The 18,771-nt window shown below is 72.2% G+C and carries 16 protein-coding genes; 9 read left to right on the top strand and 7 right to left on the bottom strand.

Translation table 11 applies throughout. From position 1 onward, the window contains the following. Nucleotides 1–71 precede the first annotated feature (71 nt). Genes araD through AB0958_RS27700 form a run of 3 tightly spaced genes read right to left on the bottom strand, consistent with a single transcriptional unit; the run spans nt 72 to nt 3,354 of the window. Nucleotides 72–1,802, bottom strand: a complete 1,731-nt coding sequence (araD, locus tag AB0958_RS27710) for an L-arabinonate dehydratase (RefSeq protein ID WP_366893189.1) — start codon at nt 1,800–1,802, stop codon at nt 72–74. Then, a complete protein-coding gene (locus AB0958_RS27705; protein WP_366893188.1) occupies nt 1,790–2,701 on the bottom strand; it encodes a dihydrodipicolinate synthase family protein in 912 nt (303 codons plus the stop codon). The genes araD and AB0958_RS27705 overlap by 13 nt, the downstream gene beginning before the upstream one ends. Then, nucleotides 2,698–3,354, bottom strand: a complete 657-nt coding sequence (locus AB0958_RS27700) for a GntR family transcriptional regulator (protein WP_366893187.1) — start codon at nt 3,352–3,354, stop codon at nt 2,698–2,700. The genes AB0958_RS27705 and AB0958_RS27700 overlap by 4 nt, the downstream gene beginning before the upstream one ends. Before the next feature lie 235 nt (nt 3,355–3,589). Here AB0958_RS27700 and AB0958_RS27695 point away from each other — a divergent pair, with 235 nt between their 5' ends. After that, on the top strand, nt 3,590–4,822 hold the full coding sequence (locus AB0958_RS27695; protein WP_366893186.1) for an MFS transporter: 1,233 nt from the start codon (nt 3,590–3,592) through the stop codon (nt 4,820–4,822). On the opposite strand, the gene AB0958_RS27690 is transcribed toward AB0958_RS27695, so the two are convergent. Together AB0958_RS27690 and AB0958_RS27685 are read right to left on the bottom strand one after the other, a co-directional pair. Further along, nucleotides 4,765–5,922: a hypothetical protein gene (locus tag AB0958_RS27690; RefSeq protein ID WP_366893212.1), complete on the bottom strand. Its 1,158-nt coding sequence runs from the start codon at nt 5,920–5,922 to the stop codon at nt 4,765–4,767. The two genes, AB0958_RS27695 and AB0958_RS27690, sit on opposite strands and share 58 nt — an antisense overlap. A 47-nt stretch (nt 5,923–5,969) precedes the next feature. After that, the gene (locus tag AB0958_RS27685; protein ID WP_366893185.1) at nt 5,970–6,911 is read right to left on the bottom strand and encodes a 5-dehydro-4-deoxyglucarate dehydratase; all 942 of its coding nucleotides are present in this window, start codon (nt 6,909–6,911) and stop codon (nt 5,970–5,972) included. 234 nt (nt 6,912–7,145) lie between these two features. Between AB0958_RS27685 and AB0958_RS27680 the strand changes: the two genes are divergently transcribed. The 7 genes from AB0958_RS27680 to AB0958_RS27650 all read left to right on the top strand — a co-directional run bounded on the left by AB0958_RS27680 (nt 7,146) and on the right by AB0958_RS27650 (nt 14,421). Then, entirely contained in the window at nt 7,146–7,955 is an 810-nt protein-coding gene (locus AB0958_RS27680) for an NAD(P)-dependent oxidoreductase (RefSeq protein ID WP_366893184.1), read from the top strand. A 250-nt stretch (nt 7,956–8,205) separates the two neighbouring features. Further along, nucleotides 8,206–8,976, top strand: a complete 771-nt coding sequence (locus AB0958_RS27675) for a DeoR/GlpR family DNA-binding transcription regulator (protein ID WP_366893183.1) — start codon at nt 8,206–8,208, stop codon at nt 8,974–8,976. Between the two features lie 77 nt (nt 8,977–9,053). Next, nucleotides 9,054–10,421, top strand: a complete 1,368-nt coding sequence (locus tag AB0958_RS27670; RefSeq protein ID WP_366893182.1) for a sugar ABC transporter substrate-binding protein — start codon at nt 9,054–9,056, stop codon at nt 10,419–10,421. Continuing rightward, nucleotides 10,418–11,353 (top strand): sugar ABC transporter permease, encoded by a 936-nt coding sequence (locus AB0958_RS27665; protein ID WP_366893180.1) that lies wholly within the window; start codon nt 10,418–10,420, stop codon nt 11,351–11,353. Before AB0958_RS27670 ends, AB0958_RS27665 begins: the two co-directional genes overlap by 4 nt. Beyond that, nucleotides 11,350–12,195 (top strand): carbohydrate ABC transporter permease, encoded by an 846-nt coding sequence (locus tag AB0958_RS27660; RefSeq protein WP_366893179.1) that lies wholly within the window; start codon nt 11,350–11,352, stop codon nt 12,193–12,195. The genes AB0958_RS27665 and AB0958_RS27660 overlap by 4 nt, the downstream gene beginning before the upstream one ends. Beyond that, on the top strand, nt 12,192–13,181 hold the full coding sequence (locus AB0958_RS27655) for a zinc-dependent alcohol dehydrogenase family protein (RefSeq protein ID WP_366893178.1): 990 nt from the start codon (nt 12,192–12,194) through the stop codon (nt 13,179–13,181). The genes AB0958_RS27660 and AB0958_RS27655 overlap by 4 nt, the downstream gene beginning before the upstream one ends. 52 nt (nt 13,182–13,233) lie before the next feature. Continuing rightward, nucleotides 13,234–14,421 carry a TerD family protein gene (locus AB0958_RS27650; protein ID WP_366893177.1) on the top strand — a complete coding sequence of 396 codons (1,188 nt, stop codon included), beginning with the start codon at nt 13,234–13,236 and terminating at the stop codon, nt 14,419–14,421. Nucleotides 14,422–14,458: 37 nt separating this feature from the next. Here the strand turns inward: AB0958_RS27650 and AB0958_RS27645 are convergent, their stop codons facing one another. After that, on the bottom strand, nt 14,459–16,723 hold the full coding sequence (locus AB0958_RS27645; RefSeq protein ID WP_366893176.1) for a helix-turn-helix domain-containing protein: 2,265 nt from the start codon (nt 16,721–16,723) through the stop codon (nt 14,459–14,461). Nucleotides 16,724–16,830: 107 nt separating this feature from the next. On the opposite strand from AB0958_RS27645, the gene AB0958_RS27640 reads away from it, so the two are divergent. Further along, a complete protein-coding gene (locus tag AB0958_RS27640) occupies nt 16,831–17,664 on the top strand; it encodes an alpha/beta hydrolase (RefSeq protein ID WP_366893175.1) in 834 nt (277 codons plus the stop codon). 78 nt (nt 17,665–17,742) lie between these two features. Here AB0958_RS27640 and AB0958_RS27635 read toward each other — a convergent pair whose 3' ends face one another. Beyond that, complete coding sequence (locus AB0958_RS27635; protein WP_366893174.1) at nt 17,743–18,759, bottom strand: 1-aminocyclopropane-1-carboxylate deaminase; 1,017 nt, start codon at nt 18,757–18,759, stop codon at nt 17,743–17,745. Between the last annotated feature and the right edge of the window lie 12 nt (nt 18,760–18,771).

Raw genomic sequence — 18,771 nt, 5'->3', positions numbered from 1 at the left:
ACAGCGGGTGCAGGAAGCGCTTGCTCGACGCTGGTGGGTGAAGCGCTTCGACGATCGGGGCGGAGGGGGCGCTAACCCGCGTACGGGTCCGGGACTTCTCCTGGCCGGGCCAGGAACGCGAAGTCGCAGCCGGTGTCGGCCTGGGTGATCTGCTGGTCGTAGAGCGCCCCGTACCCGCGCCCGTGGCGCACGGGCGGCGGCGTCCACTCGGCCCGGCGCCCGGCCAGCTCCTCGTCGTCCACGTGGAGGTGGAGGGTGCGCGCCTCGACGTCGAGGGTGATGGTGTCCCCGCTGCGCACGAGCGCGAGGGGGCCGCCGACGTACGACTCGGGCGCGACGTGCAGCACGCAGGCGCCGTAACTGGTGCCGCTCATCCGGGCGTCGGAGATCCGGACCATGTCCCGCACGCCCTGCTTGAGGAGGTGGCCGGGGATGGGCAGCATGCCGTACTCGGGCATGCCGGGACCGCCCTTGGGCCCCGAGTTGCGCAGGACGAGCACGCTGTCGGCGGTGATACCGAGGTCCGGGTCGTCGATGGTGCGCTGCATGGTCCGGTAGTCGTCGAAGACGACGGCCGTCCCGGTGTGCTTGAGCAGGTGCCGTTCGGCGGCGATGTGCTTGATGACCGCGCCGTCCGGGCACAGGTTGCCGCGCAGCACCGCGACCCCGCCCTCGGCGGCCACCGGGTTGTCCCGGGGCCGGATGACGTCGTCGTCGTGCACCTGGGCGCCGGCGAGCTGCTCGCGGTAGGTGTCGTACGACACCGTCGGCCGGTCGAGGTGGAGCAGGTCGGGGATGCGGGACAGGAAGCCGGGCAGGCCGCCCGCGAAGTGGAAGTCCTCCATCAGGTACGTCTGTCCGCCGGGCCGCACGTTGGCGAGGACGGGCACCGTACGGGCGATGCGGTCGAAGTCGTCGAGGGTGAGCCGCACCCCGGCCCGGCCGGCCATGGCGATGAGGTGGATGACGGCGTTGGTGGAGCCGCCGAGGCCCAGCACGGTGGTGACCGCGTCCTCGAAGGCCTCCGGTGTGAGCAGCCGGGAGAGCCTGCGGTCCTTGTGGACGAGTTCGACGATCCGCATCCCCGCACTGGCGGCCATCCGGTCGTGCCCGGAGTCGACGGCCGGGATGCTGGACGCCCCCGGCACGGTCACCCCGAGCGCCTCGGCGGCCGCGGTGAGCGTGGAGGCCGTGCCCATCGTCATGCAGTGACCGGGGGAACGGGCCAGTCCGCTCTCCAGCTCGGTCATCTCGCAGTCGCCGATCAGGCCGGCGCGCCTGTCGTCCCAGTACTTCCACATGTCGGTGCCGGAGCCGAGGACCTCGCCGCGCCAGTGGCCGGGGAGCATGGGCCCGGCGGGCACGAAGACGGTGGGCAGGTCGACGGAGGCGGCGCCCATGAGGAGGGCCGGGGTGGACTTGTCGCAGCCGCCCATGAGGACGGCGCCGTCCACGGGATACGACCGCAGCAGCTCCTCGGTCTCCATGGCCAGGAGGTTGCGGTAGAGCATCGGGGTCGGCTTCTGGAAGGTCTCGGAGAGGGTGGCGACCGGGAACTCCAGGGGGAACCCGCCGGCCTGCCAGACGCCGCGCTTGACGGCCCCCGCCCGATCACGGAGGTGCACATGACAGGGATTGATGTCCGACCAGGTGTTGAGGATCGCGATGACCGGCTTGCCGAGGTGCTCCTCGGGGAGGTAGCCGAGCTGGCGGGTGCGGGCACGGTGACTGAAGGAACGGAGGCCTTCGGTGCCGTACCACTGGTGGCTTCTGAGTTCCTCGGGCTTCTTCATACGGACCATCCGGCGGCGATCGCGGCGACCTCGGCGCGTTCTTCCTCGGGCAGGTGCCTGCTGGGCGGGCGGACGTCGCGGCGGCACAGGCCGAGGGAGGCGAGCGCCTCCTTGACGACGGTGACGTTGTCGGCGGAACCGCGCGCGGCCCGGAGCTCCTCGAAGCGGCGGATCTGCTCCCAGACCTTCATGGCGGCCGGGTAGTCGCCGGATCGAAGCGCTTCGATCATGTTCAGCGAGACGGCCGGGGCGACGTTCACGAGACCGGAGGTGAACCCGGTGGCACCGGCCGAGAAGTAGGAGGGGGCGTACGGCTCCGCGAGTCCCGCCACCCACACGAACCGGTCGAGGCCGGCGTCCCTGGCGAAGGCGGCGAACCTCGCGGCGTCCGGGACGGCGTACTTGACGCCGATCACGTTCGGGCAGGCGTCGGCGAGTTCGGCGAGCCGGGCGCCGGTGAGCTGGGCGTTGCGGACGTAGGGCACGACACCGAGGCCGGGCACGGACTGAGCGATCGCGCGGTGGTAGTCGACCCAGCCCGCCTGCGAGACGTACGGGTGGACGGGCTGGTGGACCATCACCATCTGCGCGCCGTGCTCCCGGGCGTGCCGGGCGGAGGCGACGGCGGTGGGGACGTCGTGGCCGACACCGACCAGGACCACGGCCCGGTCCCGGGCCTCGTCGAGCGTCAGCTCGGTGACGAGCCGCCGTTCTTCGGGGGCCAGGGCGTAGAACTCGCCGGTGTTCCCGTTCGGGGTGAGGGTGCGGATCCCGCCGTCGAGGAGCCGGCGCAGCAGGGCCCGGTGGGCGTCCTGGTCGACGCTGCCGTCCTCGGCGAAGGGGGTCACCGGGATGGCCACGACGTCGGCCAGGGCCGCCCGTTGGGTCTCGAACGCCACGCTGCTCATTCCTGGCCTTCCTGGTCGGCTGCCCGGGGGAACGCTCGGTCGACGAAGGACGCGATGTGGGAGTGCAGGGCGCGGGCGGCGCCGTCGGCGTCGCCCGCCAGCGCCAGCCGCAGGATCTCGTGGTGCTCACCGGCCTCCTGCTCCCAGGAGGGGGAGGCGGCCCAGGCGACCGCGGAGACGAGGGCGGCCTGGTCGCGGACCTCGTCCAGCATCCGGCCGAGCAGCGGGTTGCCGCACGGGAGGTAGAGGGCGCGGTGGAAGTCCCGGTTGGCGAGGGAGCGTTCGGCGGTGTCGGTGGCGTCGGCGGCGCGGGTGAGGGCGTCGCGAGCGGCGTCGAGGGAGGCGCCCCGGTGGACGGCGCGCCTCAGGGCCTCCGGTTCGAGGAGCAGCCGTACGTCGTAGACCTCGCGCGCCATGTCCGCGTCCACCATGCGCACCGTGACGCCCTTGTACTGGCTCATCACGACGAGACCGGTTCCCGCGAGGGTCTTGAGCGCCTCCCGCACCGGCGTCTTGGACACCCCGAACTGCGCGGCCAGCTCGGTCTCCACCAGGGCCTGACCGGGCGTCAGCTGCCCGGTGAGGATGCGGTGTTTGATCGCGTCCAGCACGTACTGCGTGCGGGACGGGATCGGCGTGGGCACAGAGGTCATGCGCGCCTCTCGGGGTCACGTACCGGGCCGTCACGGCCCGGTCTGACGTATCTGATCTCGCATATCGCGTCTCATATATGACGTACGAAGTACGACGCGGACGAAGGTAGGGAGGGCAACCGTGTCCCGTCAATGCTTCTGTCAAAGATCGTGCGGGTGACGGGCGACTGCGGCTCCTGTTCCTAGGGCATCCTCCCGATCCCCGCGGCCCGCCTTAGACGCACGATGAGCAGGCATGACGACCCCCAGCTCATGGGCCGTGACACGGCTGCTCCGGGACCGCGACGCGGCCCTCTACCTCACCGGCGTCGTGGTGTCCGGCTTCGGCACCTCCGCGCTCTGGCTGGTGGCCGGTGTCTGGGTCAAGGACCTCACCGGCTCCGACGGCCTCGCCGCCCTGTGCACCGCCGCCCTGTGGACCCCCACCCTCCTCGGCCCCGTCCTCGGCGCCCTCGCCGACCGCGTCCGCCGCAAACCCCTGGTGATCTGCGCGAACCTCGCGCTCGCCGCCCTCCTGCTGCCCCTCTGCGCGGTCCACTCGCCCGGCTCCGTCCCGCTGCTGTTCGCCGTCCTCCTCCTCTACGGAGCGGCGGGCGTCGTCGCGGACGCGGCCGGCTCCGCCCTGGTCGTCGCCGCCGTCGACCCCGCCCTGCTCGGCGACTTCAACGGGCTGCGGACGACCGCCCGCGAGGGCATGAAGCTGGTCGCCCCGCTGACCGGCGCCGCCCTGTACACGGCGTACGGCGGGCCGGGCGTCGTCCTGCTGGACGCCCTGACCTTCGTCCTGGCGGCGGGGCTGTGCGCCCTGTTGCGGGTCCGGGAGCAACGCCCCGAGCGCCCCGACGGGAGCCGGCGCCGGCGGACCGCCGAGGGGATCCGGCTGCTGTGGGCGCACCCGGTGCTGCGGCCGCTGGTCTGCGCGGGCGGTGCCACGATGGGCCTGGTCTCGGTCGCGAGCAGCCTGAACTACGCCGTGGTGGACGCCCTCGGCCACTCCCCCGCCTATGTGGGGGTGCTGTACGCCGCTCAGGGGGTGGGCTCGGTCGCGGTCGGGCTGGTCTCCGGGCCCGCGCTACGACGGCTCGGCGAGCGGTGGTTCGCGGTGGCCGGGATCGCGCTGACCGGGCTGGCGACGGCCGGGCGGGCGGTGCCGTACGACCCGGTGCTGCTGGTGTGCGGCCTCGCGGGCGGACTCGGCCTGCCCTGTGTGCTGATCGCCGCCCACACGGCCGTACAGCGCGAGATCCCGGCCGCCACGCTGGGGCGGGCGACCGCGACCGCCGACACGTTGATGTTCACACCGAACGTGCTCGGCCTCGCGACCGGGTCCGCCCTCGTCGAACTCGTCGACCACCGGCCGTTGCTGATAATCCTCGGCGGTGCGCTGCTCGGCACCGCCTGCGTGCCGGCTCAGCGCAGCGCCTCCCGTACCGCCGCCAGGTCGCCGTCCGATGCCAACCCGGCGTGATACAACCGCAGTTCGGTCGCGCCCCGGTCGCGGGCCCGCACCGTGTCGGCGGCCAGGGTGCCGGGGCTGCCGCCCATTCCGGAGACCACCGTGAAGTTGGCGGCGAGGACCGTGTCCGGCCGGGCGTGCTCGGCGAAGGGCGCCAGCAGGGCCGTACCGCCCGCACAGGGGACCACGACACCGTCCGCGACCGACAGCACGTGGGCGGGGTCCACGCCCGCGTTGGCTCCGCAGTGATACGTCACCGGGTCGGCGTGCAGCAGCACCTGGAAGCCCTCGGGGGCGGCCGCGCGGACCGCGGCGACGGCCGCCTCCTGGAGGGTGCGGGCTCTGTCGTCCCGCCAGGCGCGGGTGGCCGCCGCCACCGGTTCGCCCAGCAGCTTCTCGACCGTCGGCCAGCCGGCGTCGTCCGCCGCGCCCCGCCACAGCGGTTCCAGCGCGTCCCGGACGGTTGCCGCCAACTCGTCGGCGTCGAGGCCCTGTTCGCCGTAGCCGGCCCGGCACGCCGGGCAGAAGCACAGCGCCATCAGGTACTGGCCGGCGTCCCCGAGGCCGACCCCCGCGGTCTTGTCGTGGGCGTGCAGGTGCTGCAGGCCGTACCAGCCGAGGGACTCCAGTTCGGTGCCTGCCGCGCCGGGCCGGACCGCGGCCTCGGCGGCGAGGTCGGTGAGGTACTCCCGGGTGGCGGGCTGGGCGATGCAGGGGGCCCAGGGGTAGCGGTCGCCGTAGGCGTTGACGACCGAGGTGTCCGGATGCTCGGCGCCCAGGCGGGAGTTGTGGGCGAGGATCACCCAGGTGTGGACGTCGAGTCCGGCGTCGCGCAGGGCCTCGGCCGCTTCCCCGAAGGCGTCGCCGGGTGCCCAGTCGCCCGCCGGGTACGGGCGGAGCCGGCGGCCCGCCCAGCGGTCGTCCGTCGGGTAGTAGACGGCCGCGTGCTCGGCGGTGACGATACGGCGGCGCGGATGGCGCGGGGTCAGCGCGCGGGTGGAGTGGTAGGCGGAGGCGAGGGTCACCTGGTCCACACCGAGCGCGGCGAAGCGGTGCGGGGCCCCGGGGTCGCCGTTGACGTCCCAGGGGTAGACGAACGCCGACGTCCTCAACCGCGCCGCCCCGTTCGGCGACTTCACCCGTCCTCCTTCGGACACCGTCACGCGTTCCCCTCCAGCAGTGCGTAGCCGCGCTCGACCAGTCGGGCGAGCTGCTTCACATGATCGTCGTGCGGTTCGTGCAGCGGTGGCCGGACCTCGCCGACGTCCAGACCGCGCAGCCGTACCCCGGCCTTGACGAGCGAGACGGCGTATCCCCTGCCCTGGGCGCGGAGTTCGACGAACGGGCGGTAGAAGCCGTCGAGCAGGCGGGCCACCGTCGTCCGGTCCTCTTCGCGCAGGGCGGTGTGGAAGGCGAGGGCGATCTCGGGGACGAAGCAGAAGACGGCCGAGGAGTAGAGGTCGATGCCGATGGCCCGGTAGGCGAGCTGGGTCTGCTCGGCCGTGGGCAGGCCGTTGAAGTAGAGGAAGTCGCCGGGGACCTCGGTGCGGACGGCGCTGACGATGCGCTGCATCAGGTCCAGGTCGCCAAGGCCGTCCTTGAAGCCGATGACGCCCTCGGTGCGGGCGAGTTCGACGGCCGTGGCCGGGGTGAACACCGCGTTGTCGCGCTGGTAGACGATCACGGGGAGACCGGTCGCCGCGGTCACCTCCCGGTAGTGCCGCAGCAGGCCCTCCTGGCCGGCGGCCACCAGGTAGGGCGGCATGGCGAGCAGGCCGTCGGCGCCGGCGGCCTCGGCGAGACGCGCGTAGCGGACGGCGAGCGCGGTGCCGTAGCCGGCGCCCGCGACCACCGGCACCCGGCCGTCGGCCGTCGCCACGGCCGCGCCCACACAGGCCTCGAACTCCTCGGGCAGCAGCGCGTGGAACTCCCCGGTGCCGCAGCAGGCGAACACCGCGGCGGCCCCCGCCTCGACGCCCCGCCGGACGTGCTCACGGTAGACGTCGAGGTCGAGGGAGCCGTCGGGGCCGTAGGCCGTGACGGGGAAGAAGAGGGGCCCGCGCGGGTCACGAAGCCGGGCGGCGAGCGGGGCTGGCGTCACGGGCGCTCCCTGTCGATGCACGTTTCTGATCGGCGTCCATATTCATGAACGTGACCACGTTACGAGCCCTTCTAAGGGCCGGTCAAGGAGGCATTCGACCAACATGCGAGCGGATTTCCGCACGCCACGACAGACTTGACGGGGCGCGCCCCGGCTCCCTAGCGTGTCCATGAATGTGAATATCATGCACGTACACGACCGGCATCGAGTCAAGTCGAGTCAAGGAGACCGTGGATGCCCACTCCCCGCACGCTACTGCTCACCGGCGCCGCAGGCGGGCTCGGCACCCTGATGCGCTCCCTGCTCCCGGAGTACGGCTACGCACTGCGCCTGCTGGACGTGCGGCCCGTCGAGGGCGAACCGGACGCGATCACCGCCGACCTCGCCGACAAGCAGGCGCTGCGCGAGGCGGTACGGGGCGTGGACGCGGTCCTGCACCTCGCCGGGATCTCCCTGGAGGCACCCTTCGAGAAGATCCTGCGGTCGAACATCGAGGGCACGTACAACCTCTACGAGGCCGCCCGCGAGGCCGGCGTACGGCGGATCGTCTTCGCCTCCTCGAACCACGCCGTGGGCTACACCCGCGCCCCGCGCGCGGGCGAACCGCTGATCCCGGTCGACACCCCGCGCCGCCCCGACACCTTCTACGGCCTGTCCAAGTCGTTCGGCGAGGACCTCGCCCAGCTGTACTGGGACCGGCACGGCCTGGAGACCGTCTCCGTCCGCATCGGCTCCTGCTTCCCGGAACCGGCCGACGTGCGCATGCTCTCGGTGTGGATGAGCCCGGCCGACGGCGCCCGCCTCTTCCACGCGGCGCTGACCGCCGACAAGGTCGGCCACACCGTCGTCTACGGCTCCTCCGCCAACACCCGCCTGTGGTGGGACCTGAGCACCGCGCGGGCGCTCGGCTACGAACCGCAGGACGACTCGGAGCGGTTCGCCGGGAAACTCGTCGCCGATCTCGGCGAACTCGACCCGCAGAACCCGGCCCACACCCACCTGGGCGGCCGGTTCGTGAACGACCCGCCGATCTGGCCGTACTGACACAGGAGAACGACGCCGCACGGCGGGCGGGCACCGAACGGGCCCGCCCGTCGGCGTGTTCGGGCATCCGGGCCGCCCGATCCCACCGCCCGCCCGGCGGCGGCGCAGGTCCGAGGCGGGCACGGCACCCGGGAAACGGGCACAGACGGGCACCATCGGGCCCGCAACAGACCTGGTCAGCCTCAGGTGCCCGCTGTAGAACTTGCTGCATGGCCCGAACGGGCGGTTCCACAGGGAAGCGGGTGACGGGATGAGCACCAGGACGGCGGAGGAACGCCAGCGCGAGATCGTGCGGGCCGCCCGCACCACCGGCTCGGTCGACGTCACCGCACTCGCCGAGGCGTTGGGCGTGGCCAAGGAGACCATCCGGCGCGACCTGCGCGCCCTGGAGGACCACGGCCTGGTCCGCCGCACCCACGGGGGCGCGTACCCCGTCGAGAGCGCCGGTTTCGAGACCACGCTCGCCTTCCGTTCGACCAGCCACGTCCCGGAGAAGCGGCGCATCGCCGCGGCCGCCGCCGACCTGCTGGGCGACGCCGAGACCGTCTTCGTCGACGAGGGCTTCACCCCCCGGCTGATCGCCGAGGCGCTGCCGGCGGACCGGCCGCTGACCGTGGTCACCGCCTCGCTGCCGGTCGCGGGCGCGCTCGCCGGGAGCGAGAACACGTCGGTGCTGCTGCTCGGCGGACGCGTCCGGGCGGGCACCCTCGCCACCGTCGACCACTGGACGACGAAGATGCTCGCCGGTTTCGTACTCGACCTCGCCTACATCGGGGCCAACGGCGTCTCGCGCGAACACGGGCTGACCACCCCGGACCCCGCCGTCGGCGAGGTCAAGGCACAGGCGATCCGAGCCGCGCGCAGGACGGTCTTCGCCGGCGTGCACACCAAGTTCGGGGCCGTCAGCTTCTGCCGCTTCGCCGGGGTCCAAGCCCTGGAGGCGATCGTGACGAGCACCCTGCTGCCCTCCGCCGAGGCCCACCGCTACTCCCTGCTGGGCCCTCAGGTCATCCGGGTCTGACGCCACCCCGCGCCCCCCGGAAGGCCGAGCCTCACCCTCAAATACCCCATATATCACGATTCATCCAGGAGCGATCCATGCGAACCCCGAGCCGACGGAGGCCGCGAGCCACACTCGCCGTGGCCGCCGCAGGGACGCTGCTCGCCCCGCTGCTCTCCGGCTGCTGGGTCGGTGCGGGCGGGTCCGGTTCCGGCGGCGACTCGATCAACGTGCTGATGGTCAACAACCCCCAGATGACGGAACTCCAGAAGCTCGCCCCGCGCTTCACCAAGGAGACCGGCATCGAGGTCAACTTCACGGTGCTGCCCGAGAACGACGTCCGCGACAAGATCAGCCAGGACTTCGCCAACCAGGCCGGCCAGTACGACGTGGCCACCCTGTCCAACTACGAGATACCGATCTACGCCCGCAACGGCTGGCTGCACGAGATGGACTCCTACGTCGCGAAGGACCCCGGCTACGACGAGAAGGACGTCCTCAAGCCGATGCGGCAGGCCCTGACCGCCTCCGACGGCAAGCTCTACGGCCAGCCCTTCTACGGCGAGTCGTCGTTCCTGATGTACCGCAAGGACGTCTTCGCGGCGAAGGGCCTGACGATGCCCGCCCACCCCACCTGGCAGCAGGTCGCCGACCTCGCCGCCAAGGTGGACGACGCGCGGTCCGGGATGCGCGGCATCTGCCTGCGCGGCCTGCCCGGCTGGGGCGAGCTGATGGCACCGCTGACCACGGTCGTGAACACCTTCGGCGGCACCTGGTTCGACAAGGACTGGAAGGCACGGCTGGACGCGCCCGGCTTCGAGAAGGCCACCAAGTTCTACGTCGACCTGGTCCGCGCGCACGGCGAGTCCGGCGCCCCGCAGTCCGGCTTCGCCGAGTGCCTCAACAACATGACCCAGGGCAAGACCGCCATGTGGTACGACGCCACCTCCGCGGCCGGCCTCCTGGAGGCGAACGGCTCCCCGGTCAAGGGCAAGCTCGGCTACGTCCCCGCGCCCGTGGAGCGGACGAAGTCCGCCGGCTGGCTCTACACCTGGGCCTGGGGCATCCAGAAGGCCTCCCGCAACCCCGACAAGGCCTGGAAGTTCGTGTCCTGGGCGTCCGGCAAGGAGTACGAGCAACTGGTCGGCGAGACCAGCGGCTGGTCCAACGTCCCGGCGGGCAAACGGGCGTCGACGTACACCGACCCCGACTACGTCAAGTCGGCCGCGGCCTTCCAGGAGATGACCAAGGAGGCCATCGAGAGCGCCCGTCCCAATGACCCCGGCGTGCAGCCGCGCCCCGCGCCCGGCATCCAGTTCGTCGACATTCCCGAGTTCACCGATCTCGGCACCAAGGTCTCCCAGGAGATCAGCTCGGCCATCGCCGGACGGCAGTCCGTCGACTCGGCCCTGAAGAAGTCCCAGCAGCTCGCCGAGAAGATCTCCAAGGAGTACGAGGGACGATGACCGCGACGACAGCCCCCTACGCAGCGACACCCGCACGCGCCGCACGGCCGCCCTCCGCCCGCCTGCGCGCCTGGGCCACCCGGGCCCCGCTCCTGCCCGCCCTGGTCTTCATGATCGTCGTGACCCAGCTGCCGTTCGTGGCCACGGTGGTCATCTCCTTCTTCGACTGGAACGCGCTCTACCCGAAGGCCCGGCACTTCGCCGGCGTCGACAACTACCGCCAGGTGCTCACCGACGCCGACCTGCGCCACTCGGTGTGGACGACCGTGCTGCTCACCGTGACCGTGGTGCTGGTCAGCCTGGTGCTGGGCCTCGCGCTCGCCCTGCTGCTGAACAACAGGTTCCGCGGCCGGGGCATCGTCCGCACCCTGCTGATCGCGCCGTTCCTCGTCGTCCCGGTGGCCGCGGCCCTGCTCTGGAAGCACGTCCTCTACAACCCCGAGTACGGCCTGCTCAACGGTCTGCTGCACTACGTAGGCGGACCGCAGCCCGACTGGATCTCCAACACCCCGCTGCTGGCGGTCGAGGCCGCACTGGTATGGCAGTGGACGCCGTTCATGATGCTGATCCTGCTCGCCGGGCTGCAGAGCCGGGACCCGGAGCAGATCGAGGCCGCCCGGGTGGACGGCGCGGGCGAATGGCAGATCTTCCGCCACCTGACCCTCCCGCACCTGCGCCGCTATCTCGAACTCGGCGCCCTGCTGGGCAGCATCTACATCGTCCAGAACTTCGACGCGGTCTTCACGATCACGTCCGGCGGCCTGGGCACCGCCAACCTGCCCTACACCGTCTACCAGAGCTTCTACCAGGCCCACGAGAACGGCCTCGCCTCGGCCGCCGGCGTCCTGGTGGTCATCGGCTCGATCGTCCTCGCGACCTTCGCCCTGCGCGTGGTGTCGTCCCTGTTCCGAGAGGAGGCGTCCCGCGCATGAGCGTCCTCGCCCCGCACGTCAGGAAGCACCGCGGCCGCGGCATCGGCCTGGTGGCCTGGCTGGTCGGCATCGTCTTCTTCTTCCCCGTCGCCTGGATGGCGCTGACGTCCTTCCACTCCGAGGCGGACGCGGCGACCAACCCGCCCTCCTTCGGCGCCGCCCTCACCCTGGACGGCTACCGCGAGTTCTTCGGCGCGGGCGGCGGCGCGAGCCCCTGGCCGGCACTGATCAACTCGGCGGTGGCGTCGGTCGTCTCCACCCTCTTCGTGCTCGTCCTCGCCTTCCCGGCGGCCTACGCGCTGTCGATCCGGCGGGTGAGGAAGTGGACGGACGTCCTGTTCTTCTTCCTGTCCACGAAGATGCTGCCGGTGGTCGCCGGGCTGCTGCCCATCTACCTGTTCGCGAAGAACACCGGGATGCTGGACAACATCTGGTTCCTGGTCATCCTCTACACCTCGATGAACCTGCCGATCGCGGTGTGGATGATGCAGTCGTTCCTCGCCGAGGTCCCGGTGGCCGTCATCGAGGCCGCGCAGATCGACGGCGCCCGCCTGCCGACGATCCTCGCGCGCGTGGTGGCCCCGATCGCCCTGCCCGGCATCGCCGCGACCTCTCTGATCTGCTTCATCTTCAGCTGGAACGAACTTCTGTTCGCGCGGGTGCTGACCGGCGTGGTCGCCGAGACCGCCCCCGTCTTCCTGACCGGCTTCATCACCAGCCAGGGCCTGTTCCTGGCCAAGGTGTGCGCCGCGTCGCTCGTCGTCTCCCTGCCGGTGCTCGCCGCGGGGTTCGCCGCCCAGGACAAACTGGTCCAGGGCCTGTCGCTCGGAGCCGTGAAATGAAGGCCGCCGTCATCGAGTCCGTGGGCCGCGCCGTCGTCACCGAGGTGCCCGACCCCACGCCCGGACCCCGGGAGGTGGTCGTCGAGGTCGCCGCCTGCGGTCTGTGCGGCACCGACCTGCACATCCTCCAGGGCGAGTTCGCGCCCGAGCTGCCGATCGTGCCGGGGCACGAGTTCGCCGGCGAGGTGGTGGGCGTCGGCGCCCAGGTGACCGAGGTGGCGGTCGGCGACCGGGTCGCGGTCGACCCGTCCCTGTACTGCCACGAGTGCCGTTACTGCCGGGACGGCCACAACAACCTCTGCGAGCGGTGGGCCGCGATCGGCGTGACCGTGCCCGGCGGCGCCGCGCAGTACGCCCTCGCCCCCGTCGCCAACTGCGTGAAACTCCCCGAGCACGTCCGCACCCAGGACGCGGCCCTGATCGAGCCCCTCTCCTGCGCGGTACGCGGCTACGACGTCCTCGGCTCCCGCCTCGGCGCCCACGTCCTGATCTACGGCTCGGGCACCATGGGCCTGATGATGCTGGAGCTGGCCAAGCGGACCGGCGCGGCGAGCGTCGACGTCGTCGACCTGAACCCGGCCCGCCTGGAGACCGCGCGACGGCTGGGCGTCTCGGCGGCCGCCGCGAACGCGGACGAGCTGGACCGGCCGCGGGGCTGGGACGTGGTGATCGACGCGACCGGCAACGCGGCGGCGATCCAGGACGGCCTGGACCGGGTCGCCAAGGCCGGCACGTTCCTCCAGTTCGGGGTGGCCGACTACGCGACGCGGGTGACGATCGACCCGTACCGGATCTACAACCAGGAGATCACCGTCACCGGCTCCATGGCCGTGCTGCACAGCTACGAGCGCGCCGCCGAGCTGTTCGCGAACGGCGTCCTCGACCCCGATGTCTTCATCAGCGACCGGCTGCCGCTGGACGGCTATCCGCAGGCGCTGGAGCAGTTCGCGGCGGGGGTGGGACGGAAGATCGTGGTGGTGCCGTAGAAGTTTAAGGGAACGGTAAAGCGGGGTCGTTCGTTCACCCGGCATGACAGCTATGACCCCTGGCTCGAACATCCCGCTCTCCGCCTCCCGGGTGGCGGTGGACGTCGCCGCTCCGGTGCGGCTCGACGTGTCGGGCCTGCTGCTGACGGGCGACGGCAAGGTGCGCTCCGACGACGACTTCATCTTCTACAACCAGCCGACGGGCGCGGGCGTGACCTACCGCTCGGGAGGCGGTGCCGCGCCCGACGCGATCATCGTCGACACCGCCTCGGTCCCCGCGGGCATCGAGAAGATCGTGGTCACCGCGAGCCCCGACACCGCGGGGCAGACCTTCCAGGGCATCGAGCCGACGGCCACGATCCGCGACGCGGACGACGGCTCGGTGCTGGCCACCTTCACGCCCCCGCAACTGGGCACGGAGACGGCCCTGGTGGTCGTCGAGATCTACCTCCGGGGCGGCGCGTGGAAGGCCCGCGCGGTCGGCCAGGGCTACGCGAACGGGCTGGCCGGCATCGCGACGGACTTCGGCGTGACGGTGGAGGAACCGGCCGCGGCCGCACCCCCGGCTCCGGCCGCGCCCCCGGCTGCGGCGGTGCACCAGGCGCCGGTCGCCGCTCCCCCGATGCCGGCCGCCCCTCCCGCCGCCCCCGCCCCGGGGGCCGGGAAGGTCAACCTCGACAAGGGCCGGGTCAGCCTCCAGAAGAACCAGACCGTGTCCCTGGTCAAGGGCGGCAGCCCACTGCTCACCCAGGTCAAGATGGGCCTCGGCTGGGAACCGGCGTTCCGCGGCAAGGACATCGACCTGGACGCGTCGGTCGTCGCCTACGGCCCGCAGCGCGACCATGTCGACAGCTGCTACTTCGGCAAGCTGTCCATCCTGAACGGCGCGATCAAGCACTCCGGCGACAACCTCACCGGCGAGGGAGGCGGCGACGACGAGGTGATCGTGGTCGACCTCGGCCGGATCCCCCCGCAGGTCACCGGCCTGGTCTTCACCGTCAACTCGTTCTCGGGCCAGAAGTTCACGGAGGTCGCCAAGGCGTACTGCCGTCTTCTGGACGCCGCGACCGGCGAGGAACTGGTCCGCTTCGACCTGACCGGCGCGGAGGCGCAGACGGGCGTCCTGATGGCCAAGCTGGTCCGCCAGTTCTCCGGGGAGTGGGACATGACGGCGCTCGGCTCGTTCGTGAAGGCCCGCACGGTGCGCAACATGGTGAAGCCGGGGGCGGAGGCGCTGTAGACCCGGCCGCGGGCCCTCCTCGTCGTCGCCGACCGCGTCAGGTCGCGAGCCGGTCGAGCGCGGCCGCCGTCCGTTCGGCGGCGGCCGCGTCCCCGGCAGCGGTGAACAGCCGGTGCGCCTCGGCGAGCCGGGCCCGGGCCTCGGCCGTGTCCCCGCAGTGCTCCAGGGCGGTGGCGAGTCCGCTGAGCGCCTGGGCCTTGAAGCGGTCGGTGCCGCCATGGGTGGCCGGGGTGACGACCGCCCGGTAGGCGGCCACCGCGTCCGACCAGCGCCCGAGGGCCAGCAGGTCACCAGCTATCTGATGGCGCAGGATCGCCTGGGCGAACTCCTGGAAACCGGGCACGTCCCCCGCGTCCGCTCCGAGCAGGTCCCGGTGCACGGCCAACGCCTCCTCCGCGCGGCCGGATTCCCGCAGGGCGCTGCCCAGCACCCGGCGGGAGACCGTCTGCCCGGCCCGGTCACCGGTCGCCTCGAAGAGCCGTACGGCCTCCTCGGCGGCCCGGGCCGCCTCCGCGGGCCGGTCCAACCGCATGCAGGCCCCGGCGATGTAGGTCCATGCCCAGCCCTGCTGGCCCCTGTCACCGGCCTCGGTGGCCAGGTCCAGCGCCTGCCGGGCGTGCTCTTCGGCCTGTTCGTACCGGGCGCCGCCCACCGAGTACGTCCAGGCGAGGCAGTTGAGCTGGTGGGCCTGGGCCGCCGGGTCGCCGAGCGCCGCGGCGGAGCGGACGCCGTAGGTGAACAGGGTGCGCCACTCGGGCCAGGTGCCCCAGCGGTCGGAGAACCAGTACAGCGTGCGCGCCGTGTGGACGATCTCCTGGTGCCGCTCCGCCTCGAACATGAGCCGCAACGCGCCCGCCCAGTGGGCGCGCTCGGTGCTGAGCCACTCCTCCGCCGCCGCCGCGGACGCCGGGGCGAAGGCCGGGGGTGCGCCCGGCCACGGCTCGTCCGCACCGGGTGCCTCGAACCAGCGGCCGGCCGCCGAGGCCGACCGCAGCAGCCAGTCCGCCATGCGCAGCGCGGCGGCCTCGACGGGCGGCGCGGGTTCCTCGGCCCGCAGTCGCTCGCGCGCGAAGAGCCGTACGAGATCGTGGAAGGCGTAGCGGCCCGGCGTGGGCTCCTCCAGCAGGCCCCGCTCGACCAGCAGGTCGAGGGCGTCCCGGACGGCGACCGGGTCGTCGCCGCCGGTGAGCACGGCGGCGAGGTGGGGGCCGGTCTCATGGCCGGGGAGCAGGCCGAGGCGGCGGAGCAGCAGCCTGCGGGGAGCGGTGAGCTGGCGGTAGGAGAGGGCGAGCGCGCCGCGTACCGCCAGGTCGCCCGCGACCAGGGTGCCCAGCCGCCCTTCCTCGTCGGCGAGTTGGTCCGCCAGCCGGGCCGGGGTCCAGGCGGGGCGGCTGGACAGGCGGTTGCCGACGATCCGCAGGGCCAGCGGGAGATGCCCGCACAGCTCCGCCAGCCGGCTGATGCCGTCCGCCTGTCCGTCGGTGCGCGGGGTCCCGAGGATCCGTTCCAGCAGCGTCACCGACTCCCCGCCGCTGAGCGCGCCGAGCCTGATCCGCCGGACGCCCTCGAGGCCGGTCAGCGGCCGCCGGCTGGTGACGAGCACGAAGCTGCCCTCCGCGTCCGGCAGCAGTGGCCTGGCCTGCGCCTCGTCGGCCGCGTCGTCGAGGACGACCAGCACCCGCCGGTCGCTGAGCGTGGCCCGGTAGACGGCCTCGCGCGCCACCGGGTCCACCGGGATCCGGTCGGGCGGGTGCCCGAGTGCCGTCAGCAGCAGGACCAGTGCCTCGGCCGGGGGCACGGGCGTGTCGCTCATGCCGTGCAGTTGCACGCTGACGCAGCCGTCCGGGAAGTGTTCTCCCGTCAGCTGCCGCGCGGCCTGCGCGGCCAGGGTCGTCTTGCCCTGCCCGCCGGGCCCGAAGAGGACCACGGCGCGGGTGCCGGCCCCCTCGGCGAGCGCCTCCAGATCGGCCAGCTCCCGCCTGCGTCCGGTGAAGTCCGGGACCGTGCGCAGGAGGTACGGCGGCGCGGCCGGACCGCCGCGTTCCCGGCCGGCGTCGGCCAGCCGCTGGAGCCGCTGTCGCTGCTCGTGGTCGAGGTCCAGGGCGGTGGCGAGTGCGTCGACGGTACGGCGCTGCGGTCCGCGGCTGCGGCCGCGTTCCATGTCGCCGAGGGCGCGGACGCTGACGCCGGACGCCTGTGACAGCTCCTCCAGGGTCAGCCGGGCCGTCCGGCGCAGGGAACGCAGCGTCACACCGAAGGCGGTGCCGCCGTGGGGCAGGTCGGAGGAGGAACGTCTGGTCATCACGACAATTAGAACAAGCGCTCTCTACTTCCGCCTGCACTTCTGCCTGGCGGGAGTCCGGCGACGGTGGTGTGCTGGACTCTCCGAACCGAGGAGGACGAACCGTCATGCCGTACATCACCGTTGGCGAGGAGAACAGCGCGCCGATCGAGCTCTACTACGAGGACCACGGCACCGGCCAGCCCGTCGTGCTGATCCACGGGTACCCGCTCGACGGCCACTCCTGGGAGAAGCAGGTGCCGGTCCTGCTGGAGGCCGGGCACCGCGTCGTCACCTACGACCGCCGCGGATTCGGCCGCTCCTCCCAGCCCACCACGGGCTACGACTACGACACCTTCGCCGGCGACCTCGACAAGGTGCTCACCGCGCTCGACCTGACGGACGCGGTCCTGGTCGGCTTCTCGATGGGAACCGGCGAGGTGGGCCGCTACCTGGGCACGTACGGCTCGGGCCGGGTCGCCAAAGCGGTCTTCCTGGCCTCCCTGGAGCCCTTCCTGCTCAAGACCGACGACAACCCGACCGGCGTCGACCAGGCGGTCTTCGACGGCATCCTGGACGCGGTCAGCAAGGACCGGTACGCCTACTTCACCGCCTTCTACCAGGACTTCTACAACCTGGACGAGACGCTGGGCAGCCGGATCAGCGAGGAGGCCGTCCGCAACAGCTGGAACGTGGCGGCCGGTGCCTCCGCCCACGCGTCCGTGGCCTGCGTGCCGACCTGGATCACCGACTTCCGCGCCGACGTGGCGAAGGTCGACGTCCCCACGCTGATCCTGCACGGCACCGGTGACCGCATCCTGCCCATCGACGCGACCGGACGTCCGTTCCACGCGCTGCTGCCGTCGGCCGAGTACGTGGAGGTCGAGGGCGCCCCGCACGGCCTGCTGTGGACGCACGCCGAGGAAGTGAACGCCGCCCTGCTGTCCTTCCTCGCCAAGTAGGTTCCCGCACGCCCGACCCTCTGTGCCCGGCTGCCGGGCACAGAGGGTCGGGCGTGCCCGCCGGAGCGGAGGTCCCGGCTAGAAGAGCGCGCTGTACGCGTTCAGCGCCGGCTGGCCGCCCAGATGTGCGTACAGCACGGTGGAGCCGCGGTCGATCTCGCCCCGTTCGACCAGGTCGATCATCCCCGCCATGGACTTCCCCTCGTACACCGGGTCCGTGACCATGCCCTCGGTGCGGGCCGCGAGGCGCATCGCGGCCAGGGTGGTGTCGTCCGGGACTCCGTAGACGCCCGCGTGGTAGCGCTCGTCGAGTTCGACGTCGTCGACGGTCAGGTCACGCCGCAGACCTATGAGGCGGCCGGTGCGGTGGGCGATGCGGGCGACCTGTTCGCGGGTCTCGACGGGTCTGGCCGAGGCGTCGATGCCGATGACCCGGCGCCGGCGGCCGCCCGCCTCCTCCAGCGCCGCGAACCCGGCGACCATGCCGGCCTGCGTCGAACCGGTCACCGAGCACACGATCACCGTGTCGAAGAAGACACCCGACTGCCGCTCCTGCTCGGCCACCTCGTACGCCCAGCCCGCGAAGCCGAGCCCGCCGAGCGGGTGGTCGGAGGCGCCGGCCGGAATGGCGTACGGCTTGCCGCCCGACTCCTCGACCTCGCGCAGCGCCAGCTCCCAGCTCTCCTTGAAGCCGATCCCGAACCCGGCCCGCACGAGGCGTACGTCGGCTCCGGCCAGCCTGCTGATCAGGATGTTGCCGACCTTGTCGTAGACGGAGTCCGGCCACTCCACCCAGCTCTCCTGCACCAGCACGCACGCGAGCCCGGCGCGGGCGGCGACGGCGGCCACCTGGCGGGTGTGGTTGGACTGCACCCCGCCGATGGAGACGAGCGTGTCGCAGCCCTTGGCCAGCGCGTCCGCGACCAGGTACTCCAGCTTGCGGGTCTTGTTCCCGCCGTAGGCGATCCCGGAGTTGCAGTCCTCCCGCTTGGCCCACAGCGCGGCGCCGCCGAGGTGGGCGCTGAGCCGCTCCAGGGGGTGCACCGGCGAGGGGCCGAAGAGGAGCGGGTAACGGTCGTACGAGGAAAGGGACATGGGGCGCCTCCT

Origin of the sequence: Streptomyces sp. NPDC006655, assembly GCF_040703965.1 — a bacterium.
Lineage (GTDB): Bacteria > Actinomycetota > Actinomycetes > Streptomycetales > Streptomycetaceae > Streptomyces.
This window is presented reverse-complemented; position numbering and strand designations above follow the sequence as displayed.